This is a genomic window from Vreelandella zhanjiangensis DSM 21076 (genome assembly GCF_000377665.1).
GTDB classification, from domain to species: domain Bacteria; phylum Pseudomonadota; class Gammaproteobacteria; order Pseudomonadales; family Halomonadaceae; genus Vreelandella; species Vreelandella zhanjiangensis.
This window is the reverse complement of sequence record NZ_KB898646.1, coordinates 803,104-824,711: the sequence shown is the minus strand read 5'-3', so window position 1 is coordinate 824,711 and position 21,608 is coordinate 803,104. Positions and strand designations below refer to the sequence as shown.

The window sequence follows — 21,608 nt, the reverse complement described above, 5'->3', positions numbered from 1 at the left end:
AATACCTACCATGTTGCATATTTTAACCAAGGCGCCGGGTAGCGATGCAGCGCAACAGATGCAGCAAGCCGTTGGCTGCGAAGATGCAGTGCTGTTGATTGAAGAAGGTGTACAGGCGGCACTAAAACCACATTGGGAAGGCTGGCAGGACTATCACTCACGTATTTACTTACTGGCGGAAGACGTGTCTGCCTCGGGGCTTGGCGAGATGGTAGACGCGCACGTATTTCCTACAGTAGATATGAACGGCTTTGTCTCCTTAACGGAGCACCACCTTCAGACTGTGACATGGTATTAATATGTCAGATGTAAAAATATACCGTTATCTTGATTCATCCAAAAAAATTGGCCTTGATCCTGAAGGATATCTAGTTGAACAGTCTGCGTGGTCGAAATCGGTCGCTGAACTGCTTGCGTCAGATGAAGGGCTAGTACTGACCGACGAGCATTGGGAATTAATCGACGTTGTACGGGATTTTTACCAGCGCTATGAAATGGCGCCGGCCATGCGGCCACTGGTTAAAGCTACCAAGAATGCATTGGGTGAGGAAAAGGGCACGTCGATATACCTGATGACGCTGTTTCCCGGCAGCCCACCTAAGCGCATTGCACGCCTTGCCGGGCTGCCCAAGCCAACTAACTGCCTTTAAGCCGCCTCGCCTCGAGTACATACCGAGAGTACTACGGCGTCATCCGCACTGGTGGATACCAGTGCGTGGCCCATATCGCTATCAAAATAAATGCTGTCGCCTTCGGTAAGTATCAAAGGGGCATAAAACTCGCTGTAAAGCATGATATCGCCGTGAAGTACCATCAAAAACTCTTCGCCATCGTGGCGTACCCACTGGTGGTACTCCTCGAAGCTGCGCGCTCGTACAATGGTTTTAAACGGAATCATGCGCTTTTGCGCCAACTGATGGCCAAGCAGTTCATGTTCGTAGGTAGGGGTTGGGTGCAGCTGCCCTTTGCCTTTGCGGGTAAGATCACGTCGGCCCATGGTATAGCGCTCACGCTTGGGTGGCGTAAATAGCTGGGGCAGGTCGATATTAAGCCCTGTGGTAAGTTTTTGAACCACGCTAAACGTAGGCGAGACCTGATCATTTTCGATTTTTGAAAGCGTCGAACGCGCTAGCCCCGTGCGCTGGCTTACATCTTCAAGCGTCCATTGGTTAGCAAGACGTATCTGTTTAAGCCGCCCACCCAAGCGTAGGGGTTCGACAAACGGCTTGCTGCCGGAAGCAATACGCAGCGCAGCATGTTCTTCAGAAGTGGCGGTCATTGGGATCACGTTAAAAAACAGCAGTAATCGCCATAGTACCATAGCGCCAAGGCGTCCCAGGGCATTAGCTGATGCATTAATCGCCTTCTTTGAAAGGCAGCCCCAGCAGGGCTTTTAAATGGGCTTCGGCGCCGCTGCCTAGCGATTTGGGGTTGTAACCACCTTCCAGCACGGAAACAACGCGGTTATCGGCGTACAACGTAGCAATTTCCATTGCCAGATGGGTCACCCAATAGAAGTCTTCATCATCCAGGCAAATATCACCCATGGGGTCATCACGATGGGCGTCGAACCCGGCGGATATCATCACCAGATCAGGCTTGAACGCGTGAAGGGCGGGTAGCCATTGGCTTTCGATAAGGCGACGAAATTCGGGTCCTTCGGTACCGGCGTCCAGAGGTGTATTGACGACATTTTTCCATTCGCTGCGCAGATATCGCCATGGGTAGAACGGATATTGAAAACTCGTGCAGATCAGCACATCAGGCTGGTCTTTAAAAATATCGATCGTTCCATTGCACTGATGAACATCGAAATCGAGTATGGCAATGCGCTTGGCGCCGTAAGTATCGCGGGCATGCGCAGCACCTACGGCGATATTATTGTAAAAACAAAACCCCATGGCATCCGTTGCTTCAGCGTGGTGGCCTGGGGGTCTTACCGCGCAAAAAACGTTATCTGCCTGACGTTTAAATACCTGATCAACGCCTTTAACAACGGCACCTGCAGCTACCCGCGCAGCCTTTAAGCTATCCGGGTTCATCAGGGTTTCGCTATCCAGCGCTGCAATCCCCTCACTCGGCAAACACTTATCTAGAGCATCCAGGTGCCTGATTGGGTGTACTCTGATCAAGGCGTCACGGCTAGCTTCTTTGGCATCGGCTTGCATGGTCTGCTGTAATAAACCCGCAAGCGAGAGACGCGCGCGGATAGCTTCCAGACGCTGCGGGCTTTCAGGATGCTCAGGCCCCATATGGTGCAATGAGCAGTCGGGGTGGGTAAGGTAGGCAGTAATCATTCAAGCGCTCCATTGTATTGAGGCCACCTTAATCGCCTCCGGGGCTTGCGCGACAGTGTCAATAAGTCGTACACCGTCGCTATCTATTTCAGAGGAGGCTCACATTTGAGTACGCGCTTTTTGCACCATTTCTTTGAACCTCGCACGCTGGCGGTGTTCGGTGCCTCTGAAAAACCAGCCTCGCTGGGTGGACTAGTCCTTGGCAACCTGCAAGAAGGCGGCTTTAAAGGCACGCTGTGGGCGGTAAACCCCAAAGGGTACGACGAGGTATTGGGCGTACCCTGTTTCAGCAGTGTAGCGGATTTACCCGAAGTGCCCGACTTGGCCGTGGTCTGCTCTCCGATTGCAGGCGTGCCTAGGTTAATAAAACGCTTGGGGCAGTTTGGCGTTAAAGCCGCGCTTGTGCTTTCTGGCGGTGCCTATCTGGACCGCGATAGCGACAACAAGGGCTCTATCCGTGAGCGGATGCTGAAAGCGGCGCTAGCTTCGGGTATCCGCGTGCTAGGCCCGGAATGCATGGGATTGATCGTGCCGGGCAAACATCTGAATGCCTCCTACGCTAGCCAGCCGGTTAAAGCAGGCCGCGTGGCGTACTTAGGGCAATCAGGCATGCTTGCCAACGGCATGATTGATTGGGCAGCGGGGCGTGATGTCGGGTTTTCGCATTTAATCACCGTTGGCGATAGTGTGGATGTCCTGTTGCCGGATCTGATCGATTACGTCAATCAGTTTTCCCCCGCTCAGGCAATCTTGTTGCACCTGGAGCGCATCACCGATGCCCAGCACTTTATGACCTCCGTGCGGGATGCTTCCCGTAACCGCTTGGTATTGGCGATAAAAAGCGGCCGGACACCGCAATCGGATATTTCCGGCATGGCGCCTACGCCCGGCATTGCCAATCGCGATGTGGTGTTTGATGCGGCGTTCGCACGCGCCGGGGTAGTGCGGGTCGATGATTCCGATGAGCTGCTGGATGCGCTGGAAACGCTCTCGCGCATGAAACCGCTGCGCGGCGATCGGCTCGCCATCGTTTCCAACGGACTGGGCCCGGCAATGCTGGCGATTGATAAGTTGATTAGCGCTGGCGGTAAGCTTGCAGAATTTAGCCCGGAAACCCAGGCCGCGCTGCATAAAAGCCAGGTCGATATGAGCAAACCGGGCGAAAATCCGGTAGACCTTGGCGGTAACGCAACGCCCGAACGGTTTGTTGAAGCGCTGGAGATTGTCGCAGCCGATACCAACGTTGATGCCGTGCTAGTGGTTCACGCCCCGACACGTCTAGCTCCCTCGGCGGTCACTGCTCAGGCATTGATAGATAATCGTAAGCAATTTCGGCGTAACTTGCTCACAAGCTGGATGGGGCTTAAAGAAGCGCTCAACGCGCGCCACCTGTGTAATAGGGCAGGCATTCCTACCTATATTTCCCCTGAGAAAGCCGTTAAAGCGTTTATGCATATGGTGGATTACCAGCGTGTTCAGGCTTTGCTGCATGAAATTCCCCCAAGCTTGCCGTTTTCGACCAGCCCAGAAATACGCGCTCAGTGTCGGGCGCTGATTGCTCAAGCAAAAGAGCAGGGGCGACAGACGCTTACCCACTCAGAAACGGCTCAGGTGTTGGCGGCGTACGGGATTCCAACGGCGCCAAGCGTCTATTTGACCAATCCAGATGAAGCCGAAACCGCGGCGCAACAAATTCAGGGGCCCATGGCCCTCAAAGTCATTCACGAAGGTAATTGCCGGCCGTACCGGTACCGTAAGCATCCCCACAAAATTTCCGCAGGTCTGCTGCAAGACCTGGAAACGCCCAGCCATGTTGCCCAGGGTATGCGCCAGCTGGGTGACAAAGTGCAGGAGAAGTTTCCGCAGTACGCCATTCGCGAGTATTGCCTTCAGCCCATGCAACGTGGCAAACACTCCATGCAGATTTGTGCGGGTATTACCCGTGATCCGGTTTTTGGCCCGTTAATCGTGTTTGGCATTGGTGGCTACAAAGTTAATATTCTGGCGGATCGCCAGGTGGCGCTGCCGCCATTGAATATGAGCCTGGCCGCCGACATGGTGGGTAGAACTCACGCGGCATCATTGATTAGCGAGCACTCAGCAGAGCCTGAACGTGATATCGAGCGGTTATGCCAGCTGCTGGTCAAGCTCTCTCAGATGGCCTCGGACTTAGTCGATCTGCGTGGCCTTGAGATCAATCCGTTACTGCTAAACCGTGACGGCGTGCTCGCCGTGGATTTTGCGCTGGATTTAGGCGCCCCGGCGCGTTTTGCCATCATGCCTTACCCAGAGGAGCTACGCGAATGGGTAACGCTTAAAAACGGTTGGCAGGTAGAGGCACGACCTATTCGGGCCGAAGATGCGCCGTTGATTACCACGTTTCATCGCCAGCTCTCTGAAGAAAGCATTCGTTTTCGCTACTTTCACAATAAATCCAATCTGACCCAGCGCGATTTATCGATACTGTCGCATATCAATTACGATCGACAAATGGCGTTTATCGCTGAACATCAGCACGCCGATGGCAGCAAACAAATGCTGGGCGTCGTGCGGGTATGGAACGACCCTGACAATATACGCACCGAGTTTTCAGTGATTATCCGTGATGACCTACAGGGGCTGGGGATTGGCAGTTTACTAATGAAGAAGATGATCGACTACTGCACCCATATTGGCACGCTCGAAATGATCGGCAAAATCATGGTGGACAACCATCCCATGCGCGCGCTGATGAAGCACTTGGGATTCAAATGCCGTTACAACATGGAAGAACAGGTGATTGATGCCGTGCTGCGCTTGAACGAACCCGAAAGCGAGTGGCAGCGCCACCGCCTGGAAAGCCTGCCTGACTAACTATTTCAGTAATCATCGCCAGAGTGAATCAGGCCTGCATAGTTAGCAGGCCTGATCTTATTTGGATTCAGCTTTACGGGGCCAGGCGGAACTGCCCCCACTCACCGCCATCGCGGCGTTCAAAGCGAATACGGTCGTGAAGTCGACTGGGCTGTCCCTGCCAGAATTCAATCATCTCGGGGGAGAGTCGGTAGCCGCCCCAATGAATAGGCCGGGGTATTTCCTGGCCCTCATAGGCTTGCTCAAAGCGTTTTTGACGCTCCTCGATCCAGTTACGGTCAGGGATCACAACGCTTTGTGTGGCAATCCACGCGCCCAGCTGGCTGCCGCGCGGGCGACTGGCAAAGTATTCATCCGACTCTGAGAGCGCAACCTGCTCAACCGGGCCTTCGATACGCACCTGGCGCGCGAGCGAGGGCCACCAAAACGTCATGGCGGCAAACGGAACGTTACTCAGTTCGCTGCCTTTGTGGCTATGGTAGTTGGTAAAAAATACCATGCCACGCTCGTCAAAGCCCTTGAGTAACACCACGCGTGCGTGGGGACGCCCTTGGCTATCAACTGTCGCCAGCGTCATGGCATTGGCGTCTTTAGGCTCCTGTTCCATGGCAAGGCTGAACCATTCGTCAAACAGAGCGAATGGCCCCTGGGCTGTGTGCGCCTCATCAAGCCGCCCACCTTCGTAGTCACGCCGGATGTCGGCAATATTGCGGGTCATTAGCGGATCTCCCCTTAAATTTTATTTATGTTGGCTACTCTTCAGATAAAGCTCAAGCGCAGATACTACCGTTTGGCTTGGCGCTGTTGCCGACTACGAAAGCGCGCATACCCCATACAGCCTATAAACAGTGCCAACGATACCAAGGCCTCTACACCACCGCGCACCGTTTGCCCAGGCACGGCGGCCAGCATAACGCCTTGAGTAAAGTACAGAAGACTCACAAAGGCGAGCCATGCATGGCCACGGGCACGTTGGCCAATAATAGAAGGTAAGAAAAGTACCAACGGTAGTACAAAGGCGACCACAGGGCGCCAATCAACCGCATCGCCCTGAATTAAAAAGCCCCGGTAAATCACCAGCAATAACAGTATGGCAAAGCTTAGAAGCACGCACTGCCGAAAGCGAAGTGTCAGCGTATCCAGCCCGTAACGTTGCTCGACCCCTTCCAGCCACTCTCTCATGACGCCTCCTGACGCATCGCGTTCAGGGCCAGGGCGAGCTTGGCTATACGCTTGCCCTGTGCCACGCACAGCTCGCGCTCCTGATGATCGACAGAGCGGTCACTGCGCGTACCTGCTAGGTGGCTTGCACCGTAAGGGGTTCCGCCCCCCTGAGTGCTTAACAGAGCCGTTTCGCTGTAAGGAATACCTGCATACACCATACCGTGATGCAGTAAGGGCACCAGCATGGTGAGCAGGGTACTTTCCTGGCCGCCATGCAGGCTTGACGTAGAGGTGAACGCGCAGGCGGGTTTATCCACCAGGGCGCCGTTCATCCACAGGCTGCTGGTGGTATCCAAAAAGTATTTTAAAGGAGCAGCCATGTTGCCAAATCGTGTGGGGCTACCCAGGGCCAGTGCGCTGCAATTGCGAAGATCATCGAGTTCCACATACACCGCCCCCTCGTCAGGAATTTCCGGGTCAACCGCCTCACAGGTGGGTGATACGGGCGGCACGGTACGTAGACGTGCCTGTATACCCGAAATACTTTCAATACCCGCCGCCATTTGCCGAGCCATTTCAGCCGTGGCCCCTGAGCGAGAGTAATAAAGCACCAATACGTAGGGGGTGGTGTCACTCATAATATTTCCTTGGTCCTGAAAGAGGGCTCAATAAATGCTATCGCTTATGTGCTTATGGTATCAGAGCTATCTGCCTGGCAGGAGGTGACGTAAGCAGATGACTGAATTCAGATAATCTGACATACACCCACGCGCTACTGCCATCCGCCAGCTGCTTTTCGATCCGCTCATAGCGAATTCCCAGACGTTCATAGCGGTCGAGCCGTGCCAGCTCCTGGTGCGTGACGGTTAACTTTAAACCGTCGACATGACTCTCGGGTTGTGGCGTTAGGTTTAATCCATCACGTTCGTAACCTTCCAGTACGGCGGCTTCGGGGTTGCCTGACCCACCAAAAACGATCCAGCGGATAGCTGCATAGCGTAGCGTTCCATACACAAACAGCTGATGAGTGCGTTGCTCTACCGTCTGTCCGTCATCGGGGGGCGAATATAACCAGGGGCTTAACATGGTAAGCCACAGCCATGTGGCAGCTGCCAACACTAATAAAACCGCTATGCTGATCGCTTTTTTGATCCAGACCATTGGTTAACCTTTAAAAACGTTGGACGTATAGCTTGGCGCGCGGTTTTAATCGAGGCAAGCCTTAAGCAATCTACTTAAGCAATGCGCCAGGGTTTGCTAGGATAATGGTTAGACCTTATCGGAGGAGCCTGTAATGAACCAGCCACTTCGTGATGATATGGATTTCCGAGCCTTTATTGGCGATGTAAAACCGCTGCCGCGTAGCAATCGTGCCGATGCGGGGAATCGTCGGCAAAGCCCCTCCGAAGCACAGCTTGCCAGGCGGGAACGTGCTGAAGAAGCCATTGGCGAGCGTAACTTTCTATCCGATGACTTTGTCGATTTGCTGCCCCCCTTTGATCCTATTGAATATCGCCGTGAGGGTACCCAGCAGGGCGTCGTCGATAAGCTGAAGCACGGCGGGTATAGCGTGCAGGCCCAGCTGCACTTACTGCGGCGTCCGCTGGCTGAATGTCGAAGAATGGTGTTTCCTTTTATTCAAGAGGCTTACGCCAACGACCTGCGCTCAGTAATGATTGTTCACGGTCGGGGGCGTGAACTGGATAGCCCCGCCAACGTTCTGCGCTCGTATTTAGCCAAATGGCTGAGCCAATTCGATGAAGTGCAGGCTTATGTATCCGCACAGCCTTCAGAAGGCGGCCTTGGTGCTACCTGGGTGATGCTGCGCAAAAGCGAGCGGGCAAAAGCCAATAACCGTGAGCGCCAGCAGAAAAGGCGGGGGTAGATGTAGTCCTTTTTGCATAGCCTATATTGCACAGCCCAGCGCATAATTCAGCTTGTAACCAAGCGCAAGCAGTTCCTGTAACGCCGAGATAGCAAAAAGGGCAGCGAAAGCTGCCCTTTTGTGTTGCCGAGTGTCTTGAGTTACTCGCTGGTTGCTAGACGACGCTCAAACAATGCCTGACGCTCTTCTACGTCCGTTTGATAACGCACGCTAAAAGAATTTAGCAGGCGCAGCGCATCTTCAGGATGCTGATCATCGCGTAGCGCCATGGCGTTAAAGCCACAGCGGCGCATATAGTCGAGCTGGTCAACCAATACATCACCTACGGCACGTACTTCGCCAGCGTACTCAAAGCGCTCACGCAACAGGCGGGCGATTGAGTAGCCACGGCCATCGGTAAAACTGGGGAAGTCGATCGCCACGACGGACAGCGGATTCAGTTCAGCCGCCAGCTCAGCGTTAAGTTCAGTGTCGCTCAAGAGTAACGGAGCAAGCTCGTCATCCTGCTTGTTGGCCTGCCAAAGCGCCAGCGGCACAAAGGCCGGGCGCTGTTCGGGCAGATTAACGGCATCGTAAGACACACACCAGGCATTCTCAGCCGCTAATTCGCCGTCAAGCAGAAGATGATCAACGTGCACCGGAACCAGTGCTTCTTCAGTCGGGGTATCCACGTTATTTGGCATACACACGCTCTTTAAAGGGTTTCAAGCCAATCCGGCGATAGGTGTCCAGGAAATGCTCGTCTTCGTGACGCTCGGCAACGTAGACCTGCAGCACCTTTTCGACCACTTCCGGAACATCCTGGCGGAAGAAGGAAGGGCCTAGAATCTTGCCCAGCGACACGTCGTCGGTAGAGTTCCCGCCAATCGATATCTGGTAAAACTCTTCGCCTTTCTTGTCGACGCCTAGAATACCGATATGGCCCACATGGTGGTGGCCACAGGCGTTCATGCAGCCTGAAATATTAAGATCCAGCGGCCCCAGATCATACAGGAAGTCCAGATCTTCAAAACGTTCCTGGAGCGCCTGGGCGATAGGAATCGAAACCGCATTGGCCAAGCTGCAGTAGTCGCCCCCCGGGCAGCAGATAATATCGTTCAGCGTGCCCACGGTGGGGTTGGCCATGCCCAGCGCTTCGAGCTCGTTCCACAGCGCTTCGATTTCATCGACGGGAACATCGGAAAGCACCAGGTTTTGCTCGTGAGTCACGCGCATTTCGCTAAAGCTATAGCGATCGGCCAGATCCGCCACGGCGTCCATCTGATCAGCCGTGACATCACCAGGGGCATGTTCACGCCGCTTGAGCGACAGCGTCACCGCTTTATAGCCAGCTACTTTGTGATCCGTCACGTTATTGGTCACAAAGCGCGCGAAGCTGCGGTTTTCGCTGCGCAAGCGTTCAAAATTAACCACGGCGCTCTCTGCCACCGGGCGACGTTCCGGCTCGGGGAAGTGGCCTTTGGCAACATCGATCGCTGCCTGATTGAGCGTCTGCGGGCCATCTTTTAAATGTGCCCACTCTTCATCGACGCGACGGCGATACTCTTCAATGCCCAGCGCTTTTACCAGGATCTTGATACGCGCCTTGAACTTGTTATCTCGGCGTCCAAACTGGTTGTAAACGCGGACACAGGCTTCAAGGTAAGTCAGCAGGTGTTGCCAGGGCAGGTCTTCACGCACCACCTCAGCAATCATGGGGGTACGACCCAGGCCGCCACCGGCTAGTACTTTAACGCGCAGCTCGCCTTCCTCGTTGCGCCATAAGCGCAGGCCAATATCGTGTACCTGAATCGCCGCACGATCTTTTGCGGCGCCAGTCACGGCAATTTTGAACTTACGCGGCAGGTAAGCGAATTCAGGGTGAAGCGTCGACCACTGGCGAATAAGCTCGCACCAGGGGCGTGGATCTTCCACTTCATCGTTGGCAATACCCGCAAACTGGTCGCTGGTAGTATTACGGATGCAGTTACCACTGGTTTGAATGGCGTGCATCTGTACTTTCGCAAGCTCGGCCAAGATATCCGGCACGTCTTCCTGGGCAGGCCAGTTCAGCTGAAGGTTTTGGCGGGTCGTGAAGTGGCCATAACCTCGGTCGTACCGGCGAGTAATATCCGCCAGGGCGCGCAGCTGGTAGCTGGCTAGCATGCCGTACGGGATAGCGATCCGCAGCATCGGCGCATGCCTTTGAATATAAAGGCCGTTTTGCAAGCGAAGCGGGCGAAACTCTTCTTCTCCCAAACGTCCGGCCAAGTAGCGATCCATTTGATCGCGAAACTGAGCAACACGCTCATCAACCAGCGTTTGGTCGTGAATATCATAGCGGTACATGTGGCACGATCCTGCTAAAAGCGAAATGGTCACGTCAAGACGGGCATTAATATAGTGTCACCTTAACGCGTGTTTCATATTCTACAAAAGAATATATAATTATCTTTTTATCGTTAAACGCTATTTAAAACGTTGGTGGCCGGCCATCGGCGGCGCTGCCAGATCCATAAAAAGCCGATCGAATTTAGAAGCCGGTAAAATAGCTGCATTATCCAGACCCCAAGCAGCCCCTGTTCTAAACCAACGCCTACCCACCATGCAAGGGGAAGAAACACTAACCACTGCATACTGAGCGTCAACATCATCACCGTTCGCTGAGCTCCCGCGCCCATAAGCGCCTGGGCAAGCACGAGGGCGGCGGCATCCAGAACGATCATCGCGCCGGTAATCTGTAGGGGCAGCGTACCCAGCGCAATCAGTTCATGGCTTGAAAAGAAGATACCCAGCACCTGAGCGGGCATTACCAGCATGGGTAGCGCTAGAATCGCCAGCAGTAAGCCCGCCACGCGCAGCGCATCCAACCCCCAACGGTGGGCCTCCGTCTGATCATCACGCCCCAGAGCTTCACCTACTAAGCTCATGGCCGCGACACCCACGCCAACGCCCGGCAAAATCAGTAGAAGTGACAGATTAACCAGCACATGGCCCACGGCAACGCTTGCGGTACCTAAACGGCTCAATAACCAAAACAGTACTACGTAGCCGCCTGCAAAACATACCTGCTGAAGCGAATGCGGGGCCGCCAGCGCAAGCGTCGAGCGTAGCGTTGAGGATGACAGCGAGCACTGTAAAAAGCCGTTATCACGGCGTTGTTGAAACGTCACGCCTAGCCAGATGAACAGCCCCAGAAATAGCGATAGCGTCGTGCCTACGCCCGCGCCGCTAGCCCCGAGTTTAGGCAACCCCGCCAGGCCATAAATCAGCCCGCTGCTGGCGATAACGTTAAACACCTGAACGATGAGGATGATACGTAGATAAAGCTGCGTCTGTTGGCGGCCGTTCCAGTACCCGCGAAAGCAAAGAGTTAAAGCAATGGCCGTCAGGGCAATCACGCGCCAGCGGAAGTAGTCGACGGCTACGCTATGAACATCGGGCGTTTGGGTAATGAGATTGAGTAGGGCAGGCGCTTGCCACCAGGCAAGCAACGAGAGAGGCAGGCCAATGGCCATGCCAGTTGCCAAGCCTGCCTGCAGCGGCTGAACGGCTCTATAACGACCGGATTCAAGACGCTGGGATGTTTGTGACTGAACGCTGGAAGAAAGCCCAAACACCAGCGCGGTCATCATGAACATGGCGTAGCCGCCCACCCCAACGCCTGCCAGCGCCACCTGACCCAGGTGGCCGACCAGTGCCGCATCGATAATATTGAGCATGCTCTGAGAGAGCATGCCCAACATGATCGGTAACGCTAAGCGCATTACTTTGCCGTGACGCCGGGTCACTAATGCCATGAGAGTTTAAACAGCAAATTAGCTGGGGTCGTAAGAGAGTACCGGCGAGAGCCAGCGCTCCATCTCCTCAAACGGCATCTGCTTACGCTCGGCAATCGACTCAACCTGATCGCGGGTGATCTTGCCTGTCGAGAAGTACTTTGACTGCGGGTGGGCGAAGTACCAGCCCGCAACGGCCGCGGCTGGCCACATGGCGTAGCTTTCGGTCAGCGTAAGGCCGGTATTTTCTGTGGCGTTTAACAGCTTGAACAACGTGCCTTTTTCGGTGTGATCCGGGCAGGCCGGATAGCCGGGCGCAGGGCGGATACCCTGATACTTCTCGGCAATCAGCGCGTCGTTATCCAGCGTTTCTTCAGGTACATAGCCCCAGAACTCTTTACGCACCCGTTCGTGGATGCGCTCGGCAAAGGCTTCCGCCAGACGGTCGGTAAGTGCCTGAACCAAAATTGCGTTGTAGTCATCACCGGCGGCCTCATAGGCCTTGGTAAGCTCGTCAACACCGTGCCCTGTGGTGACTGCAAACCCGCCGATCCAGTCGGCCTTGCCGCTGTCTTTAGGTGCAATGAAGTCCGCGAGGCTGTAGCAGATGCCGTCGCGGCCCTTGGTGGTTTGCTGACGAATATGGTGAAGCCGTTCGATGACTTCGCTACGCGATTCATCGGCATACACTTCAACAACGTCATCATCCACACTGTTGGCTGGCCATAGGCCGATAACGCCCCGGGCCTGAACGCGCTTCTCATCGACAAGCTTACGCAGCATGACTTGCGCATCGGCAAACAGGTTGCGCGCGGCTTCGCCCACGACTTCATCGTTAAGAATTTTGGGGTACTTACCCGCTAACTGCCAGCTCATGAAGAAGGGCGTCCAGTCGATACGCTCGATCAGTTCTTCCAGGTCATAATTATCAAACGTCTTGAGGCCCAGGAACTTGGGTTCAACCGGCGTCTGGGTATTCCAGTCAGTGCGGAAGCGGCGCTTGCGCGCCTGCGTGTAATCCAGGTCTGCCGCTTTAGGGCGGCGCTTGGCGTTACGCTCACGTACCTTGACATACTCTTCACGAATTTCTGCGACATACGCCGTCTTGAGGTTCGGAGCGAGTAACCGGCCGGCGACACCTACTGCGCGTGAAGCGTCGGTCACGTAGATGACCGGGTGCTCATACTGCGGCTCAATTTTGACTGCGGTATGCGCTTTGGACGTCGTCGCGCCACCAATCAGCAGCGGCAGGTTCATGCCCCGGCGCTGCATTTCCTTGGCCACGTGGACCATTTCATCGAGCGACGGAGTAATCAGGCCCGAGAGGCCAATAATATCGGCGTTGTGGTCGATAGCGGCTTGAAGAATTTTCTCGGCAGGCACCATTACGCCAAGATCAATAACTTCATAGTTATTACACTGCAGCACGACGCCAACGATGTTTTTGCCGATATCGTGAACGTCACCTTTAACCGTGGCCATGACAATTTTGCCCTTGGCCTGGGTACCTTCGCTTTTTTCCGCCTCGATATACGGGATCAGGTAGGCAACCGCCTGCTTCATGACCCGCGCGGACTTCACTACCTGGGGCAGGAACATTTTACCGGCGCCAAACAGGTCGCCGACGACGTTCATGCCATCCATCAGTGGCCCTTCAATGACCTCGATAGGACGCTCGGCCTGAACACGGGCCTCTTCGGTGTCATCTTCAATATACGCCGTGATGCCTTTAACCAAGGCATGCTCGATACGCTTGTTAACTGGCCAGCCGCGCCACTCAAGATCCTCTTTCTTGGCAGGGCCGCTACCGTCGCCCTTGTACTTGTCCGCCAGGTCGAGCAGGCGCTCGGTACCGTCGCTGCGCTTATTCAGCACAACGTCTTCTACGGCATCACGAAGCTCGGCAGGCAAGTCGTCGTATACCGCCAACTGCCCGGCGTTAACGATACCCATGCTCAAACCCGCACGGATGGCGTGATACAGAAACACGGAGTGGATCGCTTCACGAACCGGGTTATTGCCCCGGAACGAGAAGGAGACGTTGGAAACCCCACCAGAAATCATCGCATGCGGCAGGTTTTCATGAATCCACTGAGACGCCTCGATAAAATCGACGGCGTAGTTGTTGTGCTCTTCGATGCCCGTGGCAATGGCGAAAATGTTAGGGTCAAAAATAATATCTTCGGCCGGAAAGCCGATTTCATCGACCAGCAGGCGATAAGCACGCTCACAGATTTCAGTCTTGCGGGCGAACGTATCGGCCTGGCCATCCTCGTCAAAGGCCATGACCACGATAGCTGCGCCAAAACGACGACATTTGGTGGCCTGCTCACGAAACGCCGCTTCGCCTTCTTTTAAGGAAATCGAGTTAACAACGGCCTTGCCTTGTACGCATTTAAGGCCTGCTTCGATGATGTCCCATTTGGAGGAGTCGATCATGATCGGCACGCGAGCAATATCCGGCTCGCCAGCGATCAGGTTCAGAAAGCGCACCATGGCTTCCTGCGACTCCAGCATGCCCTCATCCATATTGATATCGATGATCTGCGCGCCGCTTTCAACCTGCTCAAGCGCTACTTCCAGGGCCGTGGTGAAATCTTCTTCAACGATAAGCCGCTTGAAACGCGCCGAGCCCGTAACGTTGGTACGCTCACCCACGTTAACGAATAACGAGGCTGCATCAATATTGAAAGGCTCAAGCCCAGACAAACGGCAAGCAGGGCCGCGCTCAGGAATCTGACGCGGCGCCATAGGGCGCACCGCATCTGCAATTGCACGGATATGCTCAGGGGTCGAGCCACAGCAGCCGCCAATAATATTGACCAGGCCGCTCTCGGCAAACTCGCTGACAATCGCCGCCATCTCTTCCGGCGTTTGATCATACTCACCAAACTCGTTAGGCAGGCCGGCGTTAGGGTGCGCGGACACAAACGTATCGGCTTTGGTGGATAGCTCTTCAAGGTAAGGGCGTAGCTCTTCAGCCCCAAGTGCGCAGTTCAGGCCCACTGACAGCGGCTGCGCATGGCGAACCGAGTTCCAGAACGCTTCGGTCGTTTGCCCGGAAAGCGTCCGGCCCGAGGCATCGGTGATAGTGCCTGAAATCATCACCGGCAGACGCTTGCCCAGATCCTCAAACAGCACTTCAAGCGCATAGATCGCGGCTTTGGCGTTGAGTGTATCGAAGATGGTTTCGATCATGATCAGGTCAGCGCCGCCGTCGATCAGCGCTTGGGCGGCTTCGTAATAGTTTTCACGCAGCTCATCAAAGGTCACGTTACGCTTGGACGGGTCGTTCACATCCGGCGATAACGATGCAGTGCGTGAAGTAGGCCCCAATACGCCCGCAACGTAACGCGGCACGCCGGTTTCAGCGGCAACTGCGTCACACACTTCGCGGGCCAAGCGCGCAGACTCGCGGTTAAGCTCGACAACAATGTCTTCCATGCCGTAGTCGGCCTGTGAAAGGCGCGTACTGTTAAAGGTATTGGTTTCAATAATGTCCGCACCTGCTTCCAGGTAGTCGCGGTGGATACGCGAGACCACGTCGGGACAGGTGAGCGCCAGCAGGTCATTATTGCCTTTTAAATCCGACGGCCAGTCGCTGAAGCGTTCACTGCGAAAGTCTTCCTCGCTCAGCTGGGCATTTTGCAGCATGGTCCCCATACCGCCATCCAGAATGAGAATGCGTTGGGCAAGGCGTTGGGTGAGCGAGACGTTCAAATCACTAGCGGCCATAACAGGGGAAATTCTCCAGCGTCTTAATCGAATTTGGCGTCGGTTTTATCGTATCGATAACGAAACAGGCCAATATGATACCAAAGGCCGCCAGACACGGCAGCTATGAATGCAGTCTATGAAGTTTCCTTTGCTGGCCTTAGCTTAAATAGCCTACTAAAACAGTCGGGATTGTGTCGGCGCGCCGTTTTGCTTACCATAGTGTGAAAATGACATGTGAAGTGGTATTGCCACAGTTCACGGGAGGGAAATAGCCTCATGACCACGACTATCGAAGCACCCGGTATCGACATTACCGACAGCGCCCAGGAGTACCTTGCGGAATTGCTTGAAAAGCAAAACGTTGAGGGGATCGCCGTGCGTATCTTTATTACCCAGCCCGGCACGCCTTATGCAGAAACCTGCTTGGCATACTGCCGTCCCGGTGAAGAAGAACCCGCCGATGTTAAGCTTGAGCTTGAAAAGATCAACGTTTTTCTGGATAAAAACAGCTTGGCGTTTTTAGAAGAAGCCGTCGTTGATTTTAACGCCGATCGCATGGGTGGGCAGCTGACTATCAAGGCACCCAATGCCAAGATGCCCAAGGTGAATGCCGACAGCCCCTTGGAAGACCGTATCAATTACGTGCTGTACAGCGAAATCAACCCAGGGCTTGCTTCTCATGGCGGCGAAATCAAACTGATTGAGCTGACTGAACAGAAAATGGCCATTCTAGCCTTTGGCGGCGGCTGTCAAGGTTGCGCGGCAGTAGACTTAACCTTGAAGGATGGCGTTGAAAAAACCTTGATGGAGCGTATTCCAGAGCTCGCCGGTATTCGTGATGTTACCGACCACACTGATACCACCAACGCTTATTACCGCTAGACGATATTGCCATAGCCTCAAAAACCCAGCCTTTCGGCTGGGTTTTTTTATTTTTATTTAGGAGCCTTTCAACAGTAGCTACTGCGTTGAAAGCGTTTCTAGCACGCTTTACAAAAGCGTGTAATTATCCAATAAAGATTGAGCAAACCTTATACATGGACGTCGATTGAGCGTACAGCTCGATGCCGGTGGTGGGTGCCCGGCAAGCGACTATTCCCAAGGAGACACCACCATTAATATTCAGCGCGCATTTTCAAATATTCATAAGCCTATCTTTTTTGGCTCACTAGGCCTGCTGCTAATCGTCACGCTGCCATTAATTATCTTTCCTGAAATGGGCCGCGTATGGGTAATGGCTGCGCAAGGGTTTGTCACTCAAAACCTGGGCATGCTTTACCAAACAATGGGCATCGCGTCACTGGGATTCATGATTTACATCGTGTTTAGTGATATTGGCCAGATCAAACTCGGCGATGTCGATGCTGAGCCTGAATTCTCGCTATTTTCATGGGGCGCCATGCTGTTCGCGGCAGGGATTGGGGGCGCGGTGGTTTTCTGGGGCATGGTCGAGTGGATGTATTATCTGCAGAACCCACCGTTTCATGTTGAGCCCTTCTCCGAGGAAGCGACGGCATGGGCGGCTACCTATGGCATGTTCCACTGGGGGCCTATCGCTTGGTCTATTTATCTTGTGCCGGCACTGCCTATGGCCTACTTCCTCCATGTGCGTAAGCACAAGGTGCTGCGTATCAGTGAAGCGATCCGGCCGGTTTTGGGTGAGAAGCTCGCGCGTAGTTGGCTGGGTAACATTATCGATATCCTGTTTATCTTTGGCATGCTGGGCGGTGGAGCGACCTCATTAGGTATTTTGGTGCCGCTGATTAACCAGGGGTTAGGCAACCTGTTTGGCTTTACCCCTAACTCAGTCAGTCAGATTGGGGTATTGGTGGGTACCACAGCATTATTTGCCATCAGTGCCTGGCGGGGCTTGAAAGGGGGCATTGAGATGCTCTCCGATATCAACATGTGGCTCGGCCTGGCGGTACTGCTGTTTGTGCTTACGGTAGGTCCTACCGTATTTATTCTGGATACAGGGCTCAACTCGATCGGTTTAATGCTCAGCAACCTGATTCAGATGGCGACCTGGACAGAGCCGTTTGGCCGCTTTGATGGCTTTGAAGAAACCGGCTTCCGGCAGGCATGGACGATTTTTTACTGGGCATGGTGGCTGGTGTTTGCGCCCACCGTGGGTCTGTTTATTGCGCGTATTTCCAAGGGGCGGCGGATCAAGACCATGGTAGCGGGCTCGATTTTCTTTGGTTCCTTAGGCTGCGCGCTGTTTTTTATCATTCTGGGTAACTATGGACTTTATCTGCAGCTATCAGGCACGCTGGATGTCGTCCAGTTGATGAACGATCAGTCAGCGAACGTGGCTTTCTATGCGGTACTCGCTGAACTGCCGCTTTCCTGGTTGGTCACCTTGGCGGTGGTGATTCTGCTGTCTATTTTCACCGCGACGACGTTTGACTCGATTGCTTATATTCTGTCATCCGCTGCGGAAAAGAATCTGGATAAGGAGCCTGCACGTTGGCATCGCCTGTTCTGGGCATTCACGCTTTCACTATTACCCATGTCGCTACTCTTTTTGGGCGGCCTTGAAACCCTGCAAACGGCGAGTATTGTGAGCGGGGTGCCGCTGTTGCTGATTGCGCTACTCCTGATGATTTCCATGGTGCGAGCGGCGCAGTATGATTTGCGCTATCAACCCAATTACGAAGAGCCGGAGATCAATATAGAGGAGTTCCCGGAAAATGACCCCTGGACAGAAGAGGGCTCATGGGAAGTAACCGATGATGAAGGCTATCAAGAGAAAACCTAAAGCATGTAAACATGCACTTAAGCTAACTACACAAAGGCCACCCAAGCGGTGGCCTTTTTACTTAAGCAGATTGGCTATACAGATTAATTATGCGAAGTGCTTCAGCCGTTGGCGTATCTTGGGCAACATGCGTGATATGGCAGGAATCCTTAGGCACATTAATAGCGCGCCTGCCATGGCGTATAAAAACCACTCCTGCATATCGGCACGTACTATCCATAAGAAATGCAGCAGCACCAGCGCTAATATAACGTAGATAAGCTTATGCAGCGTTTTCCAGCGCTTGCCCAGTTTGCGCATAGCCCAGCGGTTGGACGTGGCGCCAAGGACGGCTAAGCCTAACAGTGCTAGCATGCCCACGATGATGTACGGTCGTTTAATGATTTCACTGCCTAGCTGGGCCCAGTCAAGCCCCAGAATAAACAGTACATAGCACATCAGGTGTAAAAACGCGTAGGCGAGCGTCCAAAGGCCCAGCTGACGGCGGATAACGCTAAAACCTTTCCAGCGTGTCAGCTTGGTCAGTGGTGTAAGCGTCAAGGTGAGCAGCAGTAGCCATAAAGCGGCCTGGCCAATATTTAACAGCAAATAGCGCCCAGGTTCTGGGCCCGCCATATTATTGGCAACCTGCAAGCTCCACCAGCCCAAGGGTACTAAAGCACTAATGAAAACGCCTACTCGCCATAGCGTAATAAAATAAGTCGGCATGGGCATTAGTAGTGGGTCCGAAGATCCATGTCAGCGTATAAGCTGGCTACTTCATCGCCATAACCATTGAACATGCGCGTATCGATGATATTGGTATTGAACAGGCTGTTAGGTAAGCGGCGCTCGGTTGCCTGGCTCCAGCGGGGATGATCGACTTCTGGATTCACGTTGGCATAAAAACCATATTCATTGGCGGCGATTTGCTGCCACGAATTAAGCGGCTCCTCCTCAACCAGTGAAATGCGCACAATCGACTTGATGCTTTTAAAACCATACTTCCAAGGCACTACCAGGCGCAGCGGTGCACCGTTTTGATTGGGAAGCTCCCGGCCGTACATACCCATGGCGAGAAAACTAAGCGGGTGCATCGCCTCATCAAGGCGTAGACCCTCCACATAGGGCCAGTCGATCAGGCCAAAAGAGGAGCGCTGACCCGGCATCTGCTCAGGATCCACCAGCGTTTCAAAACGTACGTACTTGGCCTTTGACGTTGGTTCTGCGCGCTGTATAACGTCGGCAAGCGAGATGCCCAGCCAGGGAATGACCATCGACCAAGCTTCCACGCAGCGTAGCCGGTAAATACGCTCTTCAAATTGGGATGGCTTGGCGATATCTTCAAGGGCGAAGCGTCCGGCGTTATTTACTTCACCATCAATCACCACGCTCCAGGGCTGGGTGATCAATGATCCCGCTTTTCGGGCAGGGTCGCTTTTGCCGGTACCAAACTCGAAAAAATTGTTATAGCCGCTGGCATCGGCAAAGGGCGCCATTTTGTCCTGGCTTGGGTCGCTAGGCACGATAGCTTGCCATTCGGCCGCATCACGTTTGGCCTTGAACCATTCAGGAGCATCCCCTTCAGGAACATCGGCATAGTCAGACGGCTGCTCCTGGGCGGTGGCATTGCCTGCTAACGCTAAACCGGCGCCGAGGCCCGCAAGCCCACCCATAAAGCGTCTGCGCGATAGATAGATCGACTCAGGAGTAACCTCCGATTCGTGCAAATCACTGGGCTTGGCAATTTTGATCAGCATGGTGATGCTCCGGCCAGTCATCACTTGTCGCGTAGAGCGACAACGCGCTGAGTGGCTCTAAAAGTGACGGGCCATTGATAAGTGGATCTAGACATAATGCCTTTTCTATAAATAGCCTAGGTAATGCCTCAAGGCGTAAATTAGATTTCAACGCAAATGCCTTAAATGTTCAGGTTGGCCGTTAGGTTTTAAGTAATTTACTCATCGCTTTTGGGCTGCTTTTCTCTGACGTTTATAGACGCAGGTAGTTCAGAAAGCTGTTGCTGTAGTGCGGCCATTTGTTGGCCCATTTTAATCTGCCACTCGCGCTCGATATTTACCTGTTCTGCTTGCTGCTTGTGGCTAGCCTGAGCGTCAGTCAATTGCTGGGTTAGTGAGGCAAGGCGCTCTTCCAATGTCGTAATGTGCTGCGCAAGCTCTCTTGATTGTTGCGCGTATTTGGTTGCCTGAGTCTGCTGTTCAAGTAGATCGTTGCGATTAAGCTTTAGCTCCTCGGTTAACGCCTCAATGCGCTGCTGTTTCTGATGCAGACGTTTCTGCGAGGATTTTTCTTCCTGGGCGCGCTCTTGACGAGCTTCGTCCAGCATTGTCATTAACCTTCCCTCGGCGTTTTCATTGCGCTGTTCTTCTTGAGCCAAGCGTTTTTCCCAGGCGCTCTGCTGATCTTTTAACTCAGCGACATGCTGCTGAGTCAGCGTCGCATTGTGTTGCTGCAGTGCTTCGTGGGCTTTTTTCAGCTGCTGGCTTTCTGCCCGTGCCTCATTAGCAGCTTTTAGCAAATGCTGTTCATTTGCCTGGCTCGCGGCAAATTCGCGGTTAAGTGCTTCCAGGCGCTGCTCTGTATGGCGGAGATGGTCGGCCAGAGCGCTCTCACGCTGCTCAGCGTTTGCGGCCAGGTGGGCGGCATCGACAGCCGCTTGCTGGGCTTCTTCTACCTGACGGTTTGCCTCCTCCCGATAGTGGGCCAGCGCCTGGTTAGCGACATCCTGCGCTTCACGCCATAGCTCACTGGCCACGTTAACCACAACTTCAGGAACGCCTTTAGGCGGCGGGATATCCCTGTTCTGCTCACGTTCGGTGCGCCAATGGCGGAAGTGTTCACTAATCGTAGTAAAGCTTCCGGTTCCTAATACCTCACGGATTCTTTGCACGCTTGGCGTGTCACCTCGGGTTAGGAGCGTATCAATTGCCTGCTGAACATCACTGTACTGAATGCCACTGCGCGCCATGCTCTTTGTCTTCCTGAATAGCCTGCTTAATAACGTTATTTTCTGCGTAATTGCTTACAAACACAATAATTACGTTATATGTAATACGTAATAATATTTATTAATATATGAATAAATTCAAGATTACTCTTATTATCTTGAATTTCATGAATCATATCGCCATACTGATAACCCTAGTAAAATAAACACATGGAATTTAAAACGG

19 protein-coding genes are annotated in these 21,608 nt (G+C 53.7%); 6 read left to right on the top strand and 13 right to left on the bottom strand.

What is annotated here, in order from left to right:
* Positions 1 to 10 precede the first annotated feature (10 nt).
* The gene (gene tusB, locus D467_RS0103680; protein ID WP_018916159.1) at positions 11 to 298 is read left to right on the top strand and encodes a sulfurtransferase complex subunit TusB; all 288 of its coding nucleotides are present in this window, start codon (positions 11 to 13) and stop codon (positions 296 to 298) included.
* Between the two features lies 1 nt (position 299).
* On the top strand, positions 300 to 650 hold the full coding sequence (locus tag D467_RS0103675) for a TusE/DsrC/DsvC family sulfur relay protein (RefSeq protein ID WP_018916158.1): 351 nt from the start codon (positions 300 to 302) through the stop codon (positions 648 to 650).
* Here D467_RS0103675 and D467_RS0103670 read toward each other — a convergent pair.
* Both D467_RS0103670 and D467_RS0103665 read right to left on the bottom strand, forming a co-directional pair.
* Entirely contained in the window at positions 647 to 1,279 is a 633-nt protein-coding gene (locus D467_RS0103670; protein ID WP_026285599.1) for a helix-turn-helix domain-containing protein, read from the bottom strand. The two genes, D467_RS0103675 and D467_RS0103670, sit on opposite strands and share 4 nt — an antisense overlap.
* Positions 1,280 to 1,355: 76 nt before the next feature.
* A complete protein-coding gene (locus D467_RS0103665) occupies positions 1,356 to 2,297 on the bottom strand; it encodes a histone deacetylase family protein (RefSeq protein ID WP_018916156.1) in 942 nt (313 codons plus the stop codon).
* 105 nt (positions 2,298 to 2,402) lie between these two features.
* Here D467_RS0103665 and D467_RS0103660 point away from each other — a divergent pair, with 105 nt between their 5' ends.
* Positions 2,403 to 5,150, top strand: coding sequence for a bifunctional acetate--CoA ligase family protein/GNAT family N-acetyltransferase (locus D467_RS0103660; protein ID WP_018916155.1), 2,748 nt, complete (start codon positions 2,403 to 2,405; stop codon positions 5,148 to 5,150).
* 73 nt (positions 5,151 to 5,223) lie between these two features.
* Here D467_RS0103660 and pdxH read toward each other — a convergent pair whose 3' ends face one another.
* The 4 genes from pdxH to D467_RS0103640 form a co-directional block, all read right to left on the bottom strand.
* Complete coding sequence (gene pdxH, locus D467_RS0103655) at positions 5,224 to 5,868, bottom strand: pyridoxamine 5'-phosphate oxidase (protein ID WP_018916154.1); 645 nt, start codon at positions 5,866 to 5,868, stop codon at positions 5,224 to 5,226.
* Between the two features lie 65 nt (positions 5,869 to 5,933).
* Complete coding sequence (locus D467_RS0103650) at positions 5,934 to 6,332, bottom strand: DUF2069 domain-containing protein (protein WP_018916153.1); 399 nt, start codon at positions 6,330 to 6,332, stop codon at positions 5,934 to 5,936.
* On the bottom strand, positions 6,329 to 6,952 hold the full coding sequence (gene wrbA / locus D467_RS0103645) for an NAD(P)H:quinone oxidoreductase (protein ID WP_018916152.1): 624 nt from the start codon (positions 6,950 to 6,952) through the stop codon (positions 6,329 to 6,331). The genes D467_RS0103650 and wrbA overlap by 4 nt, the downstream gene beginning before the upstream one ends.
* A gap of 52 nt (positions 6,953 to 7,004) precedes the next feature.
* A complete protein-coding gene (locus D467_RS0103640) occupies positions 7,005 to 7,475 on the bottom strand; it encodes a gamma-glutamylcyclotransferase family protein (protein WP_018916151.1) in 471 nt (156 codons plus the stop codon).
* A 133-nt stretch (positions 7,476 to 7,608) separates the two neighbouring features.
* Between D467_RS0103640 and smrA the strand changes: the two genes are divergently transcribed.
* Positions 7,609 to 8,199: a DNA endonuclease SmrA gene (gene smrA / locus D467_RS0103635; protein WP_018916150.1), complete on the top strand. Its 591-nt coding sequence runs from the start codon at positions 7,609 to 7,611 to the stop codon at positions 8,197 to 8,199.
* Between the two features lie 140 nt (positions 8,200 to 8,339).
* Here smrA and D467_RS0103630 read toward each other — a convergent pair whose 3' ends face one another.
* From D467_RS0103630 to metH, 4 genes are all read right to left on the bottom strand, one after another.
* Positions 8,340 to 8,882, bottom strand: coding sequence for a DUF934 domain-containing protein (locus D467_RS0103630; RefSeq protein WP_018916149.1), 543 nt, complete (start codon positions 8,880 to 8,882; stop codon positions 8,340 to 8,342).
* Positions 8,872 to 10,527 carry a nitrite/sulfite reductase gene (locus tag D467_RS0103625; RefSeq protein WP_018916148.1) on the bottom strand — a complete coding sequence of 552 codons (1,656 nt, stop codon included), beginning with the start codon at positions 10,525 to 10,527 and terminating at the stop codon, positions 8,872 to 8,874. Before D467_RS0103625 ends, D467_RS0103630 begins: the two co-directional genes overlap by 11 nt.
* A gap of 113 nt (positions 10,528 to 10,640) precedes the next feature.
* Entirely contained in the window at positions 10,641 to 11,978 is a 1,338-nt protein-coding gene (locus D467_RS0103620) for an MATE family efflux transporter (RefSeq protein WP_026285598.1), read from the bottom strand.
* 18 nt (positions 11,979 to 11,996) lie between these two features.
* Entirely contained in the window at positions 11,997 to 15,692 is a 3,696-nt protein-coding gene (metH, locus tag D467_RS0103615; RefSeq protein ID WP_018916146.1) for a methionine synthase, read from the bottom strand.
* 258 nt (positions 15,693 to 15,950) lie between these two features.
* Between metH and nfuA the strand changes: the two genes are divergently transcribed.
* Together nfuA and D467_RS19010 are read left to right on the top strand one after the other, a co-directional pair.
* Entirely contained in the window at positions 15,951 to 16,556 is a 606-nt protein-coding gene (gene nfuA, locus D467_RS0103610) for a Fe-S biogenesis protein NfuA (RefSeq protein ID WP_018916145.1), read from the top strand.
* 166 nt (positions 16,557 to 16,722) lie between these two features.
* A complete protein-coding gene (locus D467_RS19010) occupies positions 16,723 to 18,435 on the top strand; it encodes a BCCT family transporter (RefSeq protein ID WP_018916144.1) in 1,713 nt (570 codons plus the stop codon).
* An 87-nt stretch (positions 18,436 to 18,522) separates the two neighbouring features.
* Here D467_RS19010 and msrQ read toward each other — a convergent pair whose 3' ends face one another.
* The 3 genes from msrQ to D467_RS0103590 form a co-directional block, all read right to left on the bottom strand.
* The gene (msrQ, locus tag D467_RS0103600; protein WP_018916143.1) at positions 18,523 to 19,149 is read right to left on the bottom strand and encodes a protein-methionine-sulfoxide reductase heme-binding subunit MsrQ; all 627 of its coding nucleotides are present in this window, start codon (positions 19,147 to 19,149) and stop codon (positions 18,523 to 18,525) included.
* Positions 19,149 to 20,174, bottom strand: a complete 1,026-nt coding sequence (gene msrP, locus D467_RS0103595; protein WP_018916142.1) for a protein-methionine-sulfoxide reductase catalytic subunit MsrP — start codon at positions 20,172 to 20,174, stop codon at positions 19,149 to 19,151. Before msrP ends, msrQ begins: the two co-directional genes overlap by 1 nt.
* 197 nt (positions 20,175 to 20,371) lie before the next feature.
* A complete protein-coding gene (locus D467_RS0103590; protein ID WP_018916141.1) occupies positions 20,372 to 21,403 on the bottom strand; it encodes a DNA-binding protein in 1,032 nt (343 codons plus the stop codon).
* Positions 21,404 to 21,608: the final 205 nt, after the last annotated feature.